Raw genomic sequence first — 18,984 nt, 5'->3', positions numbered from 1 at the left:
TCCTAACAGTTTCTTTCCAAGTGTGGACAGCATAGCGATCGCTACATAAAGCGGGCTTATATCAGGCTTATATTTCCGGCGCATTTGAAAAAAAATAAGCGAGACTCTATAAAAAGTTTCCGGCTGGTTTTCGGTTCTTTTTAAAATAACAATTGTTATTCAATATAGCATTTTTCGATTGGAGGTCTCAATCTATCTTTTGAGACTTCGATTTTGTCCATTCGAATTAAAACTATATTACAAAAAACGAAACTACCCTTCTATCACTTGGGAGATGGGTTAAACAGAACGAGTGTTTTATAAAATTTATTCTAGATTTCGTTCTAAAATATAGAAGGTACTACAAAATTCATCCCAGTCTGAGCGGCTCTATATCGCGAATGGAATCCTTGACAACTTGCTCAGTTTTTTTCATTCTCCCAGCCATGCCTCCAGATGCAATGGGAAGTCATAGTTTGTACAATCCAGGAATTTGGTTCCAGATCCTTTGGGCGATCACCCAATTCGGAACTGCACTTGGAATTCTAATGTCTTTAGGGCAGCTGGTTATGGAGAATAAATCAGCTCTAAACAGACTTTTGGCCCTGATTTTCCTGATCTTAGGCCTAATACAAGGAAGCTTCCTTCTATTAGTTTCCGGTTTATACGTAGAATTTCCCAGGATTTCTCTTATCCAATTCCCGCTGATTGCATCTGTAGGCCCTATCCTATTCGGGATCCATAATGTAAGCCAGGACAGAGACTCGGAAGAAGTCTCCTATTTGGGATTTGCGAATAAACATCTGATTCTGCCTGGTCTTGTTTGGGTCGTATATTTTCTGGCAGTGTTCCTTCTTCCCCAAGAATGGATCTTAGAAAAGATCTCGGTTTTTTTGAAAGAAACAGGCTGGAATGAGGGGGAAATTCTACTTTCTTCTCCTATTCTAATCCTGGTATTTTATATTTTACTCATCCTAAAAGGAAGTTCCGACCTGCTTAGATGGGAGGTACTACAAGAAGAATGGACCGCCAGGATCTTGGCGTTCATGGTAATTTCTACATTCGTGAATCTTGGGTTCGGTGCGGTATACTTATCCAGTAAGTCGCCTATCTTCCTTCTCGCTTGCTCCTCAATGATGGGGATAAGCCTTTGTCTTGCCTATCTGATCGGGCATAAACGACCGGCATTCTTCCAGGTTCTCCAAGAAGTAAGCCAGGCCACCAGGCAAAAATATGCACGTTCCCTACTCTCAGGAGTGAATCGACACGCACTTAGAGATAGCCTTACCCAGCTTATGGAAAAAGAAAAATTATATAGGGACGAGAAGTTGGGACTTGCAGATCTCGCAGACGAACTTGCACTTTCTACCCACCAGGTCTCCGAATTGATCAACCAGGAGCTTGGAAAAAATTTCTCCGCGTTTGTGAATGATTATAGGATCAAGGAAGCATGTGAACTTCTACAAAAAGAACCGGACAGATCCATCTTGGACATAGCATTCGAAGTTGGATTCGCGACTAAGTCCTCATTTCATAGAGCATTCCAAAAACATACAGGTAAAACACCTTCCGAATTCAGAGGAAGCTAATCAGTTTTATGCCAAACTAAACACTACTTTTGTTAGAAAGATCGGTAAAAATTTATAGATTGGGACGAAATCCGCAGTTGCATTCGATCAATTGAGACGACCGTTTTCAAAAATTCCCGTAAGATATGGACAACCGAAAACAAAAACGGAGGAAACCGATGATCGCCATTGCCGAAAGAGCAACCGCACAGGTTCCAACCAAACTTTATACTAGATTGTCCCAAAAAGAAAAAAGTAAGAAGATCATGAAATGGATCCGATTCAGGGACAGAAAACTACGCGGTAAATTCGAATTCTTAAAACACCAAGATGAATTAGGTCTAACGATCACTTTAGGTTCCGCTGCAGGTATGATCTTATTCGCAGGACTTTATATCGCAGGGATCATTCCTGCTTGGGCATGTATCGTTGCGAATGGAGTCCTTGCTTCCATTCTTCATGAGGTCGAACACGACTTAATTCATAATTTATATTATAAGGATAATCTAAAGGTCCAAAACTTTATGTTCTGGATGGTTTGGATCTTTCGTGGAAACACAGTAAGTCCTTGGTATAGAAGAATGATCCATACTCTTCATCATAAGGTTTCCGGCCATAAAGAAGATATAGAAGAACGTTTGATCGGAAATGGAATGAAATTCGGATTAAAACGTTTTATCACTATGATGGACGGGAATATGTCCTTCTTATTCCAAGCTCATATTCTTCGCAGAGAGGCTCCTAAATTTAAAAGAAGCGAGATCACTCGGTCCAGCTGGCCTTATCTTGTGATCTATTTTCATCTCTGGTATAATTTCCTATTCATCAATCTTTTCTATATCGGAAATGAATTATTAGGAAAACCTGTAGAAGTCCCTGCTTGGTTGGATACTGTACGTCATCTATTGAATATTTCCGCAGTGGTTTATACGATCCCTAACTGGATCAGACAAACAAGCATTCAGATCGTTTCTTCTAATATGCATTATTATGGAGATGTAAAGGGACTTCATGAGCAAACGCAAGTGTTGAATCGTTGGTTCTTATTCCCTCTTCATCTATTCTGTTTTAATTTCGGAAGCACTCATGGAATACATCATTTCGTAGTGAACCAGCCTTTTTATCTCAGACAAGCGGTGGCACCTTTTGTTCATCCTGCTATGAAACGTTACGGGATCAGATTTAATGATTTCGGAAGTATTTTCAGGGGGAATCGTTTGGGGAAAGAGGAAGTCTTAGCAGCGGCTTAAATCAGAATCTTCTTTGGTATGGGATTCGGGTGCAAAGCCCGGATCCTTCTTCTTTTTAGATTATTACAAATCATTGAAATCATTTACAAAGTAAAAGTAATTCCTTTCCGTTCCGAATAGGCATCCGAAATTAGTCCTGCCAGATGCAGGAAAATAGACTTAGAACCTATCTTGAATTCCAAGTTTCCCAAATTTTGATCAGCGGGAACGTATTATTCGCCCAGGTCCTTTCTTATTCCCCTTCCCTCATTACTTGGGGAAGAACATTATTTGCAGCAAGTCTATTAGGTTTCGTTCTTTGGTTTAGAAAAAGGCCATTCTTCTTCCCCACCAAAAAAGAAAATTGGATCTCATTTTCTTTGGGCGTCTTACTCGCTTTTCATTGGGTTACTTTTTTTGCATCAGCACAAGAAGCGACTATAGCAGTGGCGGTTCTTACTCTATTCACTCATCCTGTCTGGACAGTATTACTTGAACCTTTGTTTTTTCCTTCTAAGATCAGAAGCCTGGATCTTGGACTCGCAGTCTTAGTTCTTTTTGGAATGTGGATACTTGTCCCAAGTTTCGACCTAGACAACAAATATCTTTTGGGAGTGGGGTTAGGACTTGCATCATCCTGGGCAATGGCATTCAGAAATATTCTCACCAAAAAATATCTCTCGGGGCATGGATCCACTCAAGTAATGTTCCATCAAACAGCTATTACTTGTTTTGTTTTAAGCCCAGTCTTATTTTTTGAAGATCTATTTGTTACTCCTAAGGATTGGGGACTAGTCATTCTTTTAGGAGTATTTTTTACTGCAGTAGGACATACATTCTATATCAAATCAGTATTTAAGATGAAGGTGAAAACCGCAGGATTATTATCCACCGTTCAGCCCGTATATTCTGCAATCCTTGCCTGGGCAATCTTACACGAAGTTCCCAGAAAAGAAGAATTTATAGGAGGGGCACTGATCTTATTTGCAGCTGCTCTAGAATCATTTAGATACAGGAAAAAAACGGAATAAAAGAATGTTTGCTCTTGTAGACGGATCTGCTCCTTTCTTTCTGGAATCCAAAGAAAAACACCAGAATTGGTCCAAGGCGCCTTTAGCACATTTAGAAAAGTCTTCCCTACCTTCTAAGAAAAAACATAAAAGAGTCAGAGAATCCTTTTATAGATACACTAAAAGAATTTCTAAATTAGGATTTAATGCAGTCAGCCTGGATGAGCTATGTTATCTTTCCGAAAGAGATTTTTATCCGGAAGATCTAAAACGTAAGATCTCTTCTTATCGCAAAAAATATAAAAAACTATTTAAGATCGCTTCTTCTCAAGGATTGAACGTATTTATCACCACGGATTTTTTTTCCATCAATGATTCCATTTTAGAACATACGGACGGAAACTTAGACAAGATCATCCGGCTTTTTAAAGAATCTTTAGAAGATCTATTTTCTAGTTTTACGGAAATTTCAGGAATAGTACTTCGTATCGGTGAATCGGATGGAGTAGATGTTACCGGAGATTTCAGAAGTAAACTTCTTCTAAAAAACCCGAAACAGGCAAACTCATTCCTGAAGGAAATATTACCGGTTTTAGAAAAACATAATAAAACATTAATATTCAGGACCTGGACCTTAGGAGCCTATGAAATAGGAGACCTGATCTGGAATCCAAAAACATATCGTAAAGTATTCCAAGACATAGAAAGTAAATCTCTTATCATTTCTTTAAAATATGGAGAAGGAGATTTTTTCAGATATCTTCCTATCAATCCATTATTCTTCGAAGATGATAAACCTAAACTTTTAGAATTACAGGCCAGAAGAGAATATGAAGGTTTTGGAGAATACCCAAGCTTTGTAGGATGGATGTATGAAAAATACAGATCCGAACTTTTAGGAAAAGCGAATATCGCAGGGATCAGTGTTTGGACACAAACCGGAGGATGGTCTTCCTTCAAAAATATCACATTTTTAAAACGTTCTTCTTATTGGAATGAATTGAATACATTCGTTTCCGTTCAGTTATTTACAAAACCGGAAAGAAGTTTAGAGGAAATACTTCTTAAATTTTATGGCAAAAAGAATTCGGATCTATTTTTGGAATTTTTAAAACTAAGCGAAGAATTGATCTTAAATCTTTTGTATGATCCCGGATTTGCTAGACAAAGTTTTTATATGCATCGTGTTCGGATCCCCCCTATTCTTCATATCACCTGGGACAAGATTACGGTTTCGGATCCTTTCCGGTCCTTATATTTTTTCTTAAATTCGGATCCAAAACAATCATTACAATTAGGAGAAGAAGCTTTTTCAAAACTTTCTAGGATGAAAAAGATTTCCGAGAAACTGGATCTACCTTATGATTCCCAATTCCAAAAAAAGACATTTAGGCTCATCCTAAACGCAAGAAAACTACTCTACACAGAAAACTCAGGCCTATTAGCCGAATCCAAAAGACTCGCAAAAGAATATCATAAGAAATATCCTAAAACTTTCCGCTTCCAGTTCCAGGCATCCAAGTCCAAACCTTCCCCGTTTTTAGGATTTATACTAAAACTATTTTTGAGAAATAGAAGCCGCTACAGGATACGTGACAAAATCTTATTTCATCCTGTTTTGCGTAAAATCTACTATTTGGTATTTTTAGGGATTAAAAACAAACTCCCCGATTTTATCAACCGCCAGGGAATGCCTGTCAGAGAATTATTACAATGAAATCGGATTGACGAATCTAAGTTTAGGGTCAAAAATTTTACTATGGCTCGAATTTTCACAGGTTCCTTAATTCCTATTTTCGCATTTTTTATAATATTCAACTGTTCTTCCGCGGAAACAAAGGATTCTTCAGAATCTTCCGGCAATACGAGTGCAAGCTCATCCAGATCGGAAGGTTCAAATTCCGCTTCCAATAGATCCTTCAGTCCGGACCAAAATACCGAAGATGGTCGTTGCGAAACCGGCGACTGCGAAAACGGCACAGGCACCTATGTATATTCTACGGGAGATATATATACCGGTGGATTCAGTAGCGGGATGAGAGAAGGTAAAGGCAAATTCGTTTACAAAAACGGAGACAAGTTCGAAGGAATTTATGTAAATGATCTGAAAGAAGGAGATGGAATGTATTTCTACTCCAACGGAACCGTGATCCGAGGAAATTTTGCAAAAGGTATCATCAAAGGTTCCGGAAAGGTCACATTCACCGATGGAAGTATTTTAGTGACCGAGTTTACCGACTCCAGCAATTCGAATCCCGGGCCTTATACCAAAAAAGACGGAACAGAAACCGAATGTTATTTGGAAAATAAGGTTTTAGTCTGCGTAAAACCGGACCCTGCTGCCGCACCTAAAACCCAACAATAGAATATTCTCATTCATCTGAATGAGAATGTGTTCCTGAATTACTCCATTCTTTCGCCTGGCTTGGATCAACCCTCACCAAAGTATGAGTGATCTGGAATGGATCACTCGCCCAGTTTGGCATTGTACGAATTTCTACAATTCTATACCAAACAGAACCGGGTTCCACTTGGAATAAATGATTCACACAAAGACATTTGAATTTAAAACCGAAACCGAACTCGGGTGGATTCACTGAATGAGGTGCCGCAAAGAAGTATAATTTTTCCTTTGTTTCATTCTTATATACTAAAGCAAACTTACGGGTTTCTCCCGGACCCAAAATTAATTTTGAATCTTCTATCAAACTAGAAATCGGAGCCTGATTCAGATCCGAAACTGTATTCGTATCCCAGAGTTGAACCGGCCTCTGAGAAGCCAGTTCATAAATTTTCATTTCTCCAGGAAAACCTTTATAGATCCAATCTATACGTACCGGAACTCCCCCCTTTTTCCCGGATAAATTCAAGGAAAAAGAAGGATCGGAAGTTTTATCTTTTTCGCAATAGCTGAGGCTCAAAACGAAAAGAAGAAGAGTAACTTTCTTAAACAAAACTTATTCCTGAACCAATTCCAAAGTAGCAAACTGGAAAACTTTTCCAGGATTTTCATTCTTTATGAAAAGTTTATTTCCGGATTTACGAAGAAGTATTTGTTCTTGGAAAATTTTCTCCCCATTTTCCGAATCCTGGCTATTATTACAGTCTCTTCCACAACCATTACAGTCTCCGCCGTAATAATCTTCGTTATATTCTTTTTGGGTCATTTTACGAACAAGGCCGAATATACGAAGTTTCAAACCGTCAGGTTTGGCTTCTTTCACTTCATAATTTCCTAATGCAAAGAAACTTTTATTAATCTGTCCATCTCCGTCCGTTTCGGTCGTATTTCCTTCAAAAAAAAGACTTCCGTCGGATCTCAAACGTAATGTCCAGTTAGAGGATATAAGACCGGATTCAGGTGTTTGTTCTTCTCCAGTATTTCCTTCTGCGGCTGCTTCAGTATTCACTGCAGGTTGTTCCACATTTGTATTCGTAGAAGTGGGAGCATTTCCAGTATATTCCCCGCCTACGTAACTCCAGTTCAGAACATTATCTATATTGGCCGCGGAGAATTGGAAAAAGTTATTTTTTGCGATCTTCTTCACTTGTTCCATTGGATTCGGTAAGATCCAATCATCTCCGTCTGAAAAACGGATCTCGCTGATTACGAGTCCTTTATAATCTTTTCCTGTATAAATAGAATCTACTTTAAGTTTTAGTTTTTTACCTTCGAAAGTTTTGGAGAACTGGATGGTCTGAGGTCCCATGATATCCGCTACTTCTATCTTCTCCTCGAAACCATTATCACCTGTGAGAGTTGCCACTTTTAATCTTCCGTTTGTCTGGCAATGTCTATCCGATCTTTGGTAACCGTTCCAGATCTTGATAGATTTTATCTTTTGTGTTTCCTTAAAGTCGAAATCTAAAGTCACTCCCGGTCCTTTTTTGTCGGAAGCCCAAGCATATTCGTATCTAGAATCGAATAAGTTCATCACATCATAGGAAAGATTCGGCTTAGCAGTTTCGGATGCGGCAACAGTTGCTTCTACAACCTTTGGTCCCTTCCATTTCATTTTGGAACCTTTGTCATCGTAAAAGTTTACTTTTTGGACACATAAATTCGCATTTTTATGAAAATTGAAAGTCACAGAACGAGTGCTCTTAGGAGCATCAAAGGAAACCGCAGCAGTGGATCCGGTAGAAAGATCCTGGCTATATTCATCAAAGTTAATATAGGCTGTGATTGGATCCGAGAAGTCCCCGTTACAGGATTCAACTTCTATCTTGGATAATAAGAAGGTCTCATCCGGATAAAAATGAAGTTTAACAAATTTGGCACCCTCTTCCGGTCTCCATTTTTTTCCGTCCAGGATCTCGAATGGAAGCCCGCTATCCATGGAAGTGGCGGTGATCATGGAAACCGGCAATTTTTTACCGCAGTGAAAAAAGAACAATGCCCCTACTAATAGAGTCGAATATTTGGCGAACATAGGATTGCCTCCGAGAAATTGCAGAAATCAGAAATATATTTCTTAAACCAGGGGAAAACGAAAAAATAGACTCAAATTTGTTTTTTATTCCCTGTCAGGAGAAGTTCCCGGATATTTCGGCCGTCTGAAAATATGATTGGCGAATCTATTCATATCGCTCAATATCAACTAAGGGGGGAAAGATGTCGATTCCGAGCAGATATTCTATTGCGATCCATATTCTTTCCTTGATCGACAGGGACGGAGAAGAAGCCAGTTCTTCTCAAATTATGGCCGATAGTATCGGAACCAATCCGGTTGTAGTCCGAAACCTATTGGGAAAATTAAAAAAGGCGGGCCTTGTGGTTTCCAAACAAGGTGTGGCGGGAGCAAAACTCGCTAAATCTCCGGAGGAGATCCAACTTTTACAGATATACAAGGCAGTGGAAACGGAGGCTCCTCTATTCTCCATCCATGACAAGCCAAACCCTAAATGCCCTGTGGGTAAAAAGATCCAAACCACTTTGACTGGAATTTTCCAAGAGGCTCAATCCGCTCTCGAGGCAAAACTAGGAGAGTTCCATCTTTCAGATGTGCTCTTCCAATTGGATTCTGAAAAGAAAAAACGAGCTTAAGCACTGTTCATTAAAGAAGAACTCGGTCTAAATCCTCATATTTATTCCAACAAAAATCCTTGCCTCAAAATAAAGGGTTCCTAATATTCTTTTCGTCGCTCATTTCAATCCGCAAAATAATTGGAGAGAAGGATGAAAAAAATATTCAAACGGGTTTCGATTGGCCTAGGTGCTGTGCTTATCGCCTATTTGGGGATCTATTACGCTACATTTCCCAAATATGAATTCCACCCAAAGGCGGACTTAACTCAAAGTTTCGATTCGTTTTATAAAACCAAGTTAGAAGAGACTAAATCACTTCACGGTAGACCGGGCTCGGAAGAAAAACTGATCCGTTATTCTCCAGGTAAAACAGAATATACAATTCTTTACATACATGGTTTCGGCGCTTCCCGCGCAGAAGGAGAAGAAACTGTAGATAAAATTTCCGCCTCACTAAAAGCGAATACATACTACTTAAGACTTCCCGGTCATGGAACCAATAATGAAGATCATAGAGACACTCCTTTTACCGAGTATCTGCGCGTAGCAGAAGAAAGTCTATTAATGATGGATAAATTAGGAAATCAAACTATACTTATGGGAACCAGTATGGGTGGTTTAATCTCAGTTTATCTGGCAGGAAAATATCCGGATAAGATCAAGGATCTGGTATTATTCTCTCCATTCTTTGATTTTGCAGTTCCACTGGCTAAAATATTCTTTTATCCGGGTGGAATGACATTTGGAGAAACAGTCCAAGGAAAGATAAGAAAATCCCCTCCAAAAACACCTGATGATGGAATTGGAGAACATTATTACGAGCATTGGTATAAGGATCAATATTTAGGCGCAATCCAACACGTAAGTAATGCAACTAAATTCGTCCTAAGCCAACATAGCTTGGAGAAGATCAAGGTCCCTACTCTATTAGTATATTATTATAAAGATAAGGATCACCAAGATAAAACCGCAAGCGTTCCTGCGATGCTAAAAGGTTTTGATAAAATAGGCGGAGATACTCCTAATCCACTCAATACAAAGGCTCAAATCGAAAACGGAAGCCATGTTCTAACTTCTAAACATGTATTTTCCGACAAGGAGAAGGTCCAAAAAGAAGTTTTGGACTTCTTACATAAAACCGGAGTAAAATAAGATCTTTACCTTCTTCCTTTTAAAGGGAAGAAGGTATTCTCTCCAATCCCCATTGTTTCGCGGATCTTAAAATTTCCTCGGCAAGTAAGGCAAGTCCCGGTCCGGATTTTTTGCGATAACAAAGATAAAATTTCCTTTCAGTATTCCATTCTTCGAATTTTATTTTTTTAAGTTTTGGGCTAATCGAATATTCGGATAAAAACCCGATCCCAAGCCCTGCTTCCAAAGATTTGATAACCGATTCCACACTTCTCAGCTCCATTGCGATCTTAGGACCGAATTCTTTAGAGAAAGATTTGATCCTCTTCTCCACTGCCTTTCTAAGAGCGGAACCAGGATGGAATAATACAAAGGATTGTTTTTTCAGATCTTCTATCTTTATTTTCTTTTTTAGAAAAATTGGATGATCCTTGGAAGCCACGGGAAAGATCCGATCGGAAAGAAATTCTAAAACATTCAAACTTGGTTCTGAAATAGGGCCAGTTAAAATTCCTAGGTCCACTTCTCCCTTTAATACCGCGTCCTTTGTTTCTTGTGCGTCTCCTTCTCTCACGGAAAGTGAAAGTCCCGGCCTTTTTTTCAGGATCTCTTTTAAGATCTGAGGTAGGATCCAAGCGGAAACGGTTCCTCCCGCTGAAATGGAATAATTTCCTTTTAGCTCATTCTCTCCGGAAAAACCGTCTTGTATCTCTTCCCATAATTCTTTCATCCGGATCGAATATTGGTAGAATCTTTCTCCTTCATGAGTGAGTCGGACAGACCTTCCTCCTCTTTCCAAAACACTAACGCCTAATTCTTTTTCCAAAAGATAGATCTGTTTGGAGAGAGCCGGTTGTGTTAATCCCAAACGAGAAGCTGCCTTTTGGAATGTGCCGGATTCCGAAATTTCCAGGAAATAAACGATCTGTCTGAATTCCATAAGTACATATAACTTTTAGTTATATATTTTATAAAACCAATTTATTTGCATTATATCAGTAAATTTGATACCTTCTTTAACAAGAGGGAAATATGGGACAAACTTTATACGACAAAATTTGGGAAAGCCATCGGATCTCGGAAAATTCCGACTCTGAATCCATTTTATATGTGGACCGTCATATTCTTCATGAAGTGACTTCTGCCCAAGCATTCGAAGGTTTAAGGACTAAGAATAGAAATGTAAGAAGGACAGATCTTACATTCGGAGTTGTGGATCATAATGTTTCCACAAGGGACCGTAAAAATAGAGATGCGGCAGGACCTGTCTCCAGAGTGCAGATAGACACAATGGAAAAAAACTGTGAAAACTTTGGGATCCGTTTATTCGGGCCGGAAGATCCTGAACAAGGGATCGTGCATGTATTGGGACCTGAATTAGGATTTACTATTCCAGGTTCAGTAATCGTATGCGGAGATTCTCATACTGCAACCCATGGAGCATTCGGTGCATTGGCTTTCGGTATTGGAACAAGCGAAGTGGAACATGTGCTTGCCACCCAAACTTTAAAACAGGCAAAAACAAAATCAATGTTGGTACGTTTTATAGGCAAACCGGGTTTTGGCATCACTGCAAAAGATATAGTCTTAGAACTGATTTCAAAGATCGGAACCTCAGGCGGGAGAGGTTTCACCATGGAATATAAAGGAGAATGGATAAATTCCCTTTCTATGGAGGGAAGAATGACTATTTGTAATATGAGTATCGAGGCCGGAGCAAGAGCAAGCCTGATCGCTCCGGATCAAATCACTTTCGATTATTTGAAAGATAGAAAATTGATCCCTAAAGGAAAAAGTTTCGATCAGGCGGTTGAATATTGGAAAACATTCTTCACGGATATAGACGCAGTATATGATGAGATTATAGAATTAGATATTTCTAAAATAGAACCTCAGGTTACCTGGGGGACAAATCCTTCTCAGTCTTTATCTATCGGAGCTGTGGTTCCAAACCCGGAAGAATTCCAGGATGCCAGAGCAAAAGAAACCGCAATGAATGCATTGGAGTATATGGGTTTAAAACCTGGAACACCAATCTCCGAGATCAAAATTGATAAGGTATTCATAGGTTCCTGCACGAATTCCAGGATAGAAGACCTAAGATCTGCGGCAGAAGTTGCCAGAGGAAAAAAAGTACATCCAGGTGTTCAGGCATTGGTCGTTCCAGGTTCCGGTTCAGTAAAACGTCAGGCGGAATCGGAAGGTTTGGATAAAATTTTCAAGGAAGCGGGATTCGAATGGAGAGAGCCGGGTTGTTCCCTTTGTCTTGCAATGAACGACGACGTATTAAAGCCGGGAGAAAGATGCGCTTCTACTTCTAACCGTAATTTTGAAGGAAGGCAAGGAAGAGGAGGAAGAACTCATTTAGTAAGTCCTTCTATGGCAGCGGCAGCAGCGGTAACCGGAAAATTTTCAGACGTGAGGAAATTAGCATGAGCTCAAAAATTTGGACAATACATACTGGAGTTCCGATCTCCATTCCAAGAGAGGATATTGATACCGATCAAATCCTCCCTAAACAATTCATGAAATTGATAGATAAGAAAGGTTTTGGAAAACATCTATTTCATGATTGGAGATATTCTGACTTAGAAGGAAATATTCAAAATCCTGAATTCATTTTGAACCAAGAAGGATTTAAAAATGCAAGTGTTTTGATAGCCGGGAAAAATTTCGGCTGCGGTTCCAGTAGAGAACATGCGCCTTGGGCACTTTCTGATTTCGGATTCAGGGCGATTTTAGCACCTTCTTTCGCGGATATATTCTCCATCAATTCGGCAAAAAACGGGATCGCATTAGTTCGTTTGAAAGAAGAAGAAATCAATTATCTAAACGAATGGGTTACCAAAAACCCGGGATCTCAAATTAGGATCAATTTGGAAAATTTGGAAGTGCAAGCGGGAGATAAAACATTCTTCTTTCATTTGGATTCCGCTTCCGTAAATCGGATCCGAGAAGGTTTAGACGATATTGATATCACTCTGAAAAATGCAAAAGAGATCTTGGATTTCGAACAGAAACGTAAGAAAGAAAAGCCGTTTTTGGAAGTGTATTGGTGACCTTCTCCCAAAAATTTTCTCGACGGTGCTCCGCACAATAGATCTTAAAAAACCTTTTATTAGCTGGAAAAGAATTCGGGGAAAATTAATATGTTCGTCATTCTTTCGCTTCTAAAAGGAACCTAGAGTGAGTTTAACAGAATCCATTCATGATAAGATCACAACACCTATAGTTAAGATCCCTGATTCAGCCCTGAAAACGGGGATCTTCGACTTAACCAAGGATGAGCTGGGACGCAGAATTGAACTAAGGGAAGGAGTTTCCTTAAGATATATCACTCCTCAAAATCGCAGAAGATGGCTTTTAGATCGGATCTTACTCGGTTCGGATCTTACATTTTTATACGGATACTTCCGACAGATCATGATAGCGAGGCAGACTGCCCTTAATGGAAAGTTTTTCGATCCTCGTTGGATTGAATTATCAGGCGGGATCCTAGACTTGATCGAAGGTTGCCAAGGGAAATTCCAAATAGAAAATTTAGAGAATGTTATCTCCCCTAAGGGACCTGTGGTTTTTGCGGGAAACCATATGAGCGTTTTGGAAACTTTCGTATTTTCCTACTTTTTAGTACCTCATAGAAGACTCACTTATGTAGTTAAAGAAAGTTTAATAAAAGGTTATTTCGGCCCAATCATGAGAAGTAGGGATCCGATCGCAGTAGGACGCGACAATCCAAGAGAGGACCTAGTCAAGGTTTTGGAGGAAGGTGCAAATCTCCTGAAAAAAGGGGTTTCTATCGTAGTATTTCCTCAAAGTACAAGAACTAGAACGTTTAACCCTGCGGAATTCAATTCGATCGCCGTTAAACTTGCATCCAGAGCTGGAGTTCCTGTTGTTCCATTCGCGATCAAAACGGACTTTTGGGAGAATGGTAAGGTCTGGAAAGATCTAGGTAGTCTATACAGAGACAGAAAAATCCATATGAAGTTCGGCCCTCAGATAGATACCAAAGATGCCAAAAAGGCCCAAGAAACACTTTTGAATTATGTATTAACTAATTTAAAAGAATGGAATGTAGAAATTCTTTCCAGTAAAGAATAGATCAAAGAAGACGAATCCGATAAAAGTCGGATTCGTCTGATTAGAAGAAGAGAGAATTTTAGATCAATATCCTCCGCCCCCTCCTCCACTTCCCCCACCATAACCACAAGCACCAACGGCTAATAGATATTGGGAAGAACATGCAGTATTCGCATATCCCGGGTTTTCGTTAGAGCAGCTTAAATACAATGCGGCGGCGGCATTACAATTTTTCTTATCACTCTTATCATTTCCCCCGGTTCCGTATAAATCGTTATATGTATTACAATTTATAAAACCGAGCGAAGATAGAACCAATAGTAAGATCAAAATCCTTTTTTTAGTTCGCATAAACATTCTCCATAATATGGCAGATAATTTTTTCAAATATTATCTCATTGATAGGGGATCGCAATGGTTTTAGGATTAGATCACTATTTTTCGGAATCAACAATACAATTTCCGAAATAAATGGGAACCTAGCTAGGGTCATATGGTTTTATTAGGATCGTTAAGTTATGATTTCTAAGAATAAAAACTTACTCTTACTAAAACTCGCCTTAGGGATTTGTTTTTGTATTCTAATCGGTTGTATGGCGTCCCAATACCAAACCAGGGAATACGAACTCGTTTGTTACGATTCTTATTACGAATGTAATCGAATCAACTCATCTAGTGGAACAGGGCGTTATTACAGATCCTCAGGAGGATTTTATCCTTATAGGAATTATCAGAATAATTATTCTTCTCCTACAAGATCCGGGCATAACCCTTTATATATTCCCGCAGGAAGATTTCATAATGTTGGAAGACCTTCCAAATGGAAACTATAGAATTATAAATATAGATACTATCTAAACCAGAATCTATCCCCATCCAAAAATCTCTGCACTCCCTGCTTAGTGCTTTCGCTTTCCATTACTGGAAAAGTATTTCTGGCTTCTAGAGTCAAAGCTTCTTGTAAGGGAAGATTCCAACCTTCTAAAGCGGAATTCAAATCCGCGAACATTGCGTCTCTAGGTTGCCTACAAAGTTGAGTTGCATAAGAAAATGCTCTCTCTAAACCTTTTCCTTTTTTTACTAGTTCCCATACTAAACCTAATTGATAGGCTCTTTCCGCTCGGATCCTTTGTCCCGTTAAGATCAATGGTAATGCGGATCCCCATCCGAGTAATCTAGGAAGATACACAGTCCCTCCGTCTACAAGCGGAACTCCCCATCTTCTACAAGCAACCGAGAAGATGGCCTGAGGTTCAGCAATACGTATATGTCCATGACAAAATAATTCTAAACCTCCTGCATACGTATAACCATGAGATACAGAAATCACAGGTTTTTTCTGGACGATCCTTGATCCGCCTAAGGGTCCAGGATCATTATTAGCATACTCTTCTCTTTCTTCCTGATTTAAATACAAATTAGCCATTTTATCTAAACCGGAAAGATCCGCTCCGGAACAAAATGCCTTATCCCCTGCTCCATGTAAGATAGCTACTGTAAGTTCAGGATCTTTTTGGAAAGTTTTCCATGCTTCTACAAACAGATCCGCCATCTCCTTATTCACTGCATTGTGAACATCCGGGCGATTCATTGTGATCTGGAAAATTTTACCTCCCGCAACTTCGTGAATATTCGTAATTAATGGAAGATCTGACATGCCAAGATAAGGAACTAGATCCATAATTCTGAAAGAACTTTTTGATAACACGAAAACTTACGTTTTCGCAGGAATTCCAACCTTATAATAGGTTCTTGATCCTATTTAAGAATTAAATGTTCCTTTTCATCCGATTTCTTCGAATTCGATCAAATTTCAATTTTTGGAATATTCTATTTATTTTCAAAAGAAGACGAATCAGGTTGCTCCTTTCTTCAAAAAGATCTACACTTAAGGAATGGACAATAGAAGCCAGAAGTCGGACCAAAAGTACCGAATGAGAACCCAGCCGGGCGGCGTCGTGATTCATTCAAGAGCCCAGCCCCAGAAACCAATCAAATACAGAACAGGAAAACCGGAAGAGGAAGAAATAACCTCCTTTTGGGTATTTTATCTTTTCCTATTTATAGGATCGTTAATCCCGATCGTAGGAGTATTCCCTGCGTTTATCCTGTTCTCGTTTGCGAAAAATAAGTTTTTTAAATTTCTACCGCTTGTTTTGAGTATATTAACCAGCAGTTACGCTCTATATATAAGAGCACACTCAGGTTCAGTATTCCAACAACTTAGAAATCTCGTTTACTAATTCGAAAAAACGAATAAGGGCTTAAATTCTTCTTTAGAAAGAATCAATAAGTCCTAAGCAAACTTTATCTTTCTTTTAAAAGCCGGCAAAACCGGCTCCTATCTGCTCATCCTATCAATCAAAACTTTTTACGGCTCCAATACTGAAGGAAGGAATAGCGGCTCTTGCGTTATAAGAATAACCCGTTAGGTTCGCGTTACCCACACTTCCCACAGCATGGGAAAGGTCCCAATCAGTTCCTTTTCCACCTTCTATCGTTTTTCTAGGGATATTATAACTTACCGCCAAATCCAAACTCCAGCTATCGAATAAATAACTGAAACCTGCGGAGACAATATCCGTAAGAGAGAAAAACCCTCCGGTAGTTCCCCCAAGAGCATTACTTTTCACTAATGGAGAATTATAAGAATATCCTCCTCTCAGTATCCAGGAAGAAGAAGCCTTATACTCCACTCCTAAAATGACCGCCCATTGATCCCTGAAATTCAAATGTGCATCTGCAGATCCCGTTTTCCCCAAAGGAGTAGGAAGCCACGGATCTTCCAAAGTCTGGTTGGCTTTTCTTAGATAAGAACCGTAGTTGGTATATACGAAATCCAATGCGAATTTTAGATTTTCCGGTCCGAACGCGAATCCTAATACATGTTTTTCAGGAAGATCGAAATTATAAGAAACTCCGGTTTTACGATAATAATTCGGATCGTTTGTTCCAATCGAATACCCACCATTCAGTGGAATTCCTACATGGGATTGGTACGCGTACGCGATCCTGAAAGAATCCGAAAAAGAATAATTGGCACCTAAAATCCCACCAACAGCAAAAGCGTTTTTGGAACTTTCATAATAATAACCTTGGCCAGGGATCTCGATATTACCTGTGATATCATAATATTTTTGATTTAATTTCTGGGTTCCGTAAGCAAGCTCTACACTTCCACCCAAAGATAAATTCCCAAACTTAATAGAAAGGCCGTTTACTAATTTAAAAACCGCAAACGTATTCGAGTTAGATTCTTTAATCTGTTTAGAATTTCCAAGTGGTCCGGGTAAATTGACATCCGCCCATTGATTTACTGTTTCTCCAGTCGGAGTATTTCTCGTAATCTTATCTACTCCACCGGAAGCTCCTCCCGGCACATAGAATGTTACGCCGTAATTGATAGTTTCAGTAACCGGAAGTTTAAAAGCGATATAAGGACCGGGACCTACTACATTTGTAGACTTATCATTTTCGTAGACCAGCTCCGGGTTCGGATCTTGAAAACGGTCCCTGTATCTGTTTTGAATAATAGAAGCGCCCAAGCCGAATTCCAATTTTTTACCTTTGACCAAAGATAAATTTGCAGGGTTCAACGCAACGTCTACCGGAGAGCCACCGAGTGCATAACCTGCTCCAGCAAGACCTAAATATCTGGAATTGATAGCGTTGAAGTATAATCCATCAACCGCCAAAACTTCTCCGCTCCCAAAAACGAATAGTAAGAATATTATAAAAACCGAATACTTATTTCGGACAAAACCTCTTTGCATTTCTGTTTCCTCCCATGGACCCTGAATAAACAAAAGTCTCCGAAGAGTTTCCGTCATAGCACTCAAAAATTCCAATAAAACGAATTCAAATATCTAAAAGAGACAAATATATTGAGCAATTATCTCATTGTATTAAACCTATTTACGATATTCATACAATTAAAACAGAATTAAATTTAATATATTAAAATAATTCTGGATTTTATAGAATTATGGTCTAAATATATCTATTATAGCAGATTCAATTTTAAAAGGAATCTATTGGGAGAATCTTATGGGAATCCAAGAAACTAACGGAACATCCAAAATCGATCCAAACTTGGAAGATAATTACCGTAATTTCCTGGATTCTATATTCAAAAAACAGAATGAAGATCCTCATCGTTACGGTGGAAGGCAGGTAGCAGGACAATTCGTCCAAGAACTGTTTGATATTCTTTTTGCAGGATTTTTCTCTGATCTAAATTTTAGAGATCAAACTCAGGTAGAAGATAGTATCTCCCGTTTCCTCTTGGACGCAAAGAAGAAGTTACAACCTTATTTAGTAGGAACCAACGGCCCCGAGATAAACTGGGTTCTTTCCGAATTCAAAAAAGAATTACCATTACTATATGATCTGATCTGGAAAGATGCAATCGCAGCTTATGAAGGTGATCCTGCTGCGGAAAGTGTAAAAGAAGTTATACTCGCCTACTCTGGTTTTTATGCGATTGCGGTCCATAGGGTCGCTCATGTATTACATCGTTTGAGAATTCCGATCTTTCCTAGAATGTTGAGTGAATATGCTCACGAAAAAACAGGGATAGATATTCACCCCGGAGCTAAGATAGGAAAATCATTTTTTATGGATCACGGGACCGGGATCGTGATCGGAGGGACTTCCGAAATAGCGGATAATGTTAAAATTTATCAAGGTGTAACCTTAGGAGCATTATCCGTTAGTAAGGATCTGGCCAGTATCAAAAGGCACCCTACGATCGAGGAAAATACGATCATTTATGCTGGGGCCACAATACTAGGAGGAGATACTGTGATCGGAAGAAACAGTATCATAGGAGGAAACACTTGGGTCACACAAAGTGTTCCTCCTTATTCCGTAGTGTATCAGAAAAACGAGATCCGGGTCAGGAATTCCAAAGAACTGGACAATGTGATCGATTTTTCTATCTGAAAAATATTGAT

The 18,984-nt window shown here is 39.2% G+C and carries 18 protein-coding genes; 12 read left to right on the top strand and 6 right to left on the bottom strand.

The genetic code is table 11. The features are described from left to right. The first annotated feature begins 425 nt into the window (after window positions 1–425). The 5 genes from EHO58_RS15945 (at window position 426) to EHO58_RS15925 (ending at window position 6,151) form a co-directional block, all read left to right on the top strand. Window positions 426–1,568 carry an AraC family transcriptional regulator gene (locus tag EHO58_RS15945; protein WP_135680826.1) on the top strand — a complete coding sequence of 381 codons (1,143 nt, stop codon included), beginning with the start codon at window positions 426–428 and terminating at the stop codon, window positions 1,566–1,568. Window positions 1,569–1,726: 158 nt separating this feature from the next. Further along, window positions 1,727–2,797, top strand: coding sequence for a fatty acid desaturase (locus EHO58_RS15940; RefSeq protein ID WP_135680596.1), 1,071 nt, complete (start codon window positions 1,727–1,729; stop codon window positions 2,795–2,797). Window positions 2,798–2,940: 143 nt separating this feature from the next. Continuing rightward, window positions 2,941–3,807, top strand: a complete 867-nt coding sequence (locus tag EHO58_RS15935; protein WP_135627111.1) for a DMT family transporter — start codon at window positions 2,941–2,943, stop codon at window positions 3,805–3,807. 4 nt (window positions 3,808–3,811) lie between these two features. Continuing rightward, window positions 3,812–5,503 carry a glycosyl hydrolase family 67 gene (locus EHO58_RS15930; protein WP_135680595.1) on the top strand — a complete coding sequence of 564 codons (1,692 nt, stop codon included), beginning with the start codon at window positions 3,812–3,814 and terminating at the stop codon, window positions 5,501–5,503. 42 nt (window positions 5,504–5,545) lie between these two features. Beyond that, window positions 5,546–6,151, top strand: a complete 606-nt coding sequence (locus EHO58_RS15925; protein WP_135680594.1) for an MORN repeat-containing protein — start codon at window positions 5,546–5,548, stop codon at window positions 6,149–6,151. Between the two features lie 7 nt (window positions 6,152–6,158). On the opposite strand, the gene lsa20 is transcribed toward EHO58_RS15925, so the two are convergent. Together lsa20 and EHO58_RS15915 are read right to left on the bottom strand one after the other, a co-directional pair. Next, a complete protein-coding gene (gene lsa20, locus EHO58_RS15920) occupies window positions 6,159–6,740 on the bottom strand; it encodes an LIC11469 family lipoprotein adhesin Lsa20 (protein WP_135680593.1) in 582 nt (193 codons plus the stop codon). A gap of 3 nt (window positions 6,741–6,743) precedes the next feature. Continuing rightward, window positions 6,744–8,219 carry an NADase-type glycan-binding domain-containing protein gene (locus EHO58_RS15915; protein ID WP_135680592.1) on the bottom strand — a complete coding sequence of 492 codons (1,476 nt, stop codon included), beginning with the start codon at window positions 8,217–8,219 and terminating at the stop codon, window positions 6,744–6,746. 182 nt (window positions 8,220–8,401) lie between these two features. Between EHO58_RS15915 and EHO58_RS15910 the strand changes: the two genes are divergently transcribed. Both EHO58_RS15910 and EHO58_RS15905 read left to right on the top strand, forming a co-directional pair. Continuing rightward, the gene (locus EHO58_RS15910) at window positions 8,402–8,833 is read left to right on the top strand and encodes an Rrf2 family transcriptional regulator (protein WP_100723285.1); all 432 of its coding nucleotides are present in this window, start codon (window positions 8,402–8,404) and stop codon (window positions 8,831–8,833) included. A gap of 132 nt (window positions 8,834–8,965) precedes the next feature. After that, window positions 8,966–9,967, top strand: coding sequence for an alpha/beta hydrolase (locus EHO58_RS15905; protein ID WP_135680591.1), 1,002 nt, complete (start codon window positions 8,966–8,968; stop codon window positions 9,965–9,967). 19 nt (window positions 9,968–9,986) lie between these two features. On the opposite strand, the gene EHO58_RS15900 is transcribed toward EHO58_RS15905, so the two are convergent. Beyond that, entirely contained in the window at window positions 9,987–10,886 is a 900-nt protein-coding gene (locus EHO58_RS15900; protein WP_135680590.1) for a LysR family transcriptional regulator, read from the bottom strand. Window positions 10,887–10,978: 92 nt separating this feature from the next. Between EHO58_RS15900 and leuC the strand changes: the two genes are divergently transcribed. The 3 genes from leuC to EHO58_RS15885 all read left to right on the top strand — a co-directional run bounded on the left by leuC (window position 10,979) and on the right by EHO58_RS15885 (window position 14,050). Beyond that, window positions 10,979–12,382, top strand: coding sequence for a 3-isopropylmalate dehydratase large subunit (gene leuC, locus EHO58_RS15895; RefSeq protein ID WP_135680589.1), 1,404 nt, complete (start codon window positions 10,979–10,981; stop codon window positions 12,380–12,382). Continuing rightward, window positions 12,379–13,005: a 3-isopropylmalate dehydratase small subunit gene (gene leuD, locus EHO58_RS15890; protein WP_135680588.1), complete on the top strand. Its 627-nt coding sequence runs from the start codon at window positions 12,379–12,381 to the stop codon at window positions 13,003–13,005. Before leuC ends, leuD begins: the two co-directional genes overlap by 4 nt. Window positions 13,006–13,132: 127 nt before the next feature. Continuing rightward, window positions 13,133–14,050: a lysophospholipid acyltransferase family protein gene (locus EHO58_RS15885; RefSeq protein ID WP_135680587.1), complete on the top strand. Its 918-nt coding sequence runs from the start codon at window positions 13,133–13,135 to the stop codon at window positions 14,048–14,050. Window positions 14,051–14,113: 63 nt separating this feature from the next. Here EHO58_RS15885 and EHO58_RS15880 read toward each other — a convergent pair whose 3' ends face one another. Continuing rightward, entirely contained in the window at window positions 14,114–14,380 is a 267-nt protein-coding gene (locus tag EHO58_RS15880; RefSeq protein WP_135627121.1) for a hypothetical protein, read from the bottom strand. Window positions 14,381–14,547: 167 nt separating this feature from the next. Here EHO58_RS15880 and EHO58_RS15875 point away from each other — a divergent pair, with 167 nt between their 5' ends. Then, the gene (locus EHO58_RS15875) at window positions 14,548–14,862 is read left to right on the top strand and encodes a hypothetical protein (RefSeq protein WP_135680586.1); all 315 of its coding nucleotides are present in this window, start codon (window positions 14,548–14,550) and stop codon (window positions 14,860–14,862) included. Window positions 14,863–14,879: 17 nt separating this feature from the next. Here the strand turns inward: EHO58_RS15875 and EHO58_RS15870 are convergent, their stop codons facing one another. Continuing rightward, window positions 14,880–15,710: an enoyl-CoA hydratase-related protein gene (locus EHO58_RS15870; RefSeq protein ID WP_135680825.1), complete on the bottom strand. Its 831-nt coding sequence runs from the start codon at window positions 15,708–15,710 to the stop codon at window positions 14,880–14,882. Window positions 15,711–16,386: 676 nt separating this feature from the next. Further along, window positions 16,387–17,802, bottom strand: coding sequence for an OmpP1/FadL family transporter (locus EHO58_RS15860; RefSeq protein WP_135680585.1), 1,416 nt, complete (start codon window positions 17,800–17,802; stop codon window positions 16,387–16,389). A 274-nt stretch (window positions 17,803–18,076) separates the two neighbouring features. Here EHO58_RS15860 and epsC point away from each other — a divergent pair, with 274 nt between their 5' ends. Continuing rightward, window positions 18,077–18,973: a serine O-acetyltransferase EpsC gene (gene epsC / locus EHO58_RS15855; RefSeq protein ID WP_135680584.1), complete on the top strand. Its 897-nt coding sequence runs from the start codon at window positions 18,077–18,079 to the stop codon at window positions 18,971–18,973. Window positions 18,974–18,984: the final 11 nt, after the last annotated feature.

It is taken from the genome of Leptospira selangorensis (genome assembly GCF_004769405.1).
Lineage (GTDB): Bacteria > Spirochaetota > Leptospiria > Leptospirales > Leptospiraceae > Leptospira_B > Leptospira_B selangorensis.
Note: the sequence above shows the minus strand (reverse complement) of the source record. Positions and strands in the feature narration are given on the sequence as shown.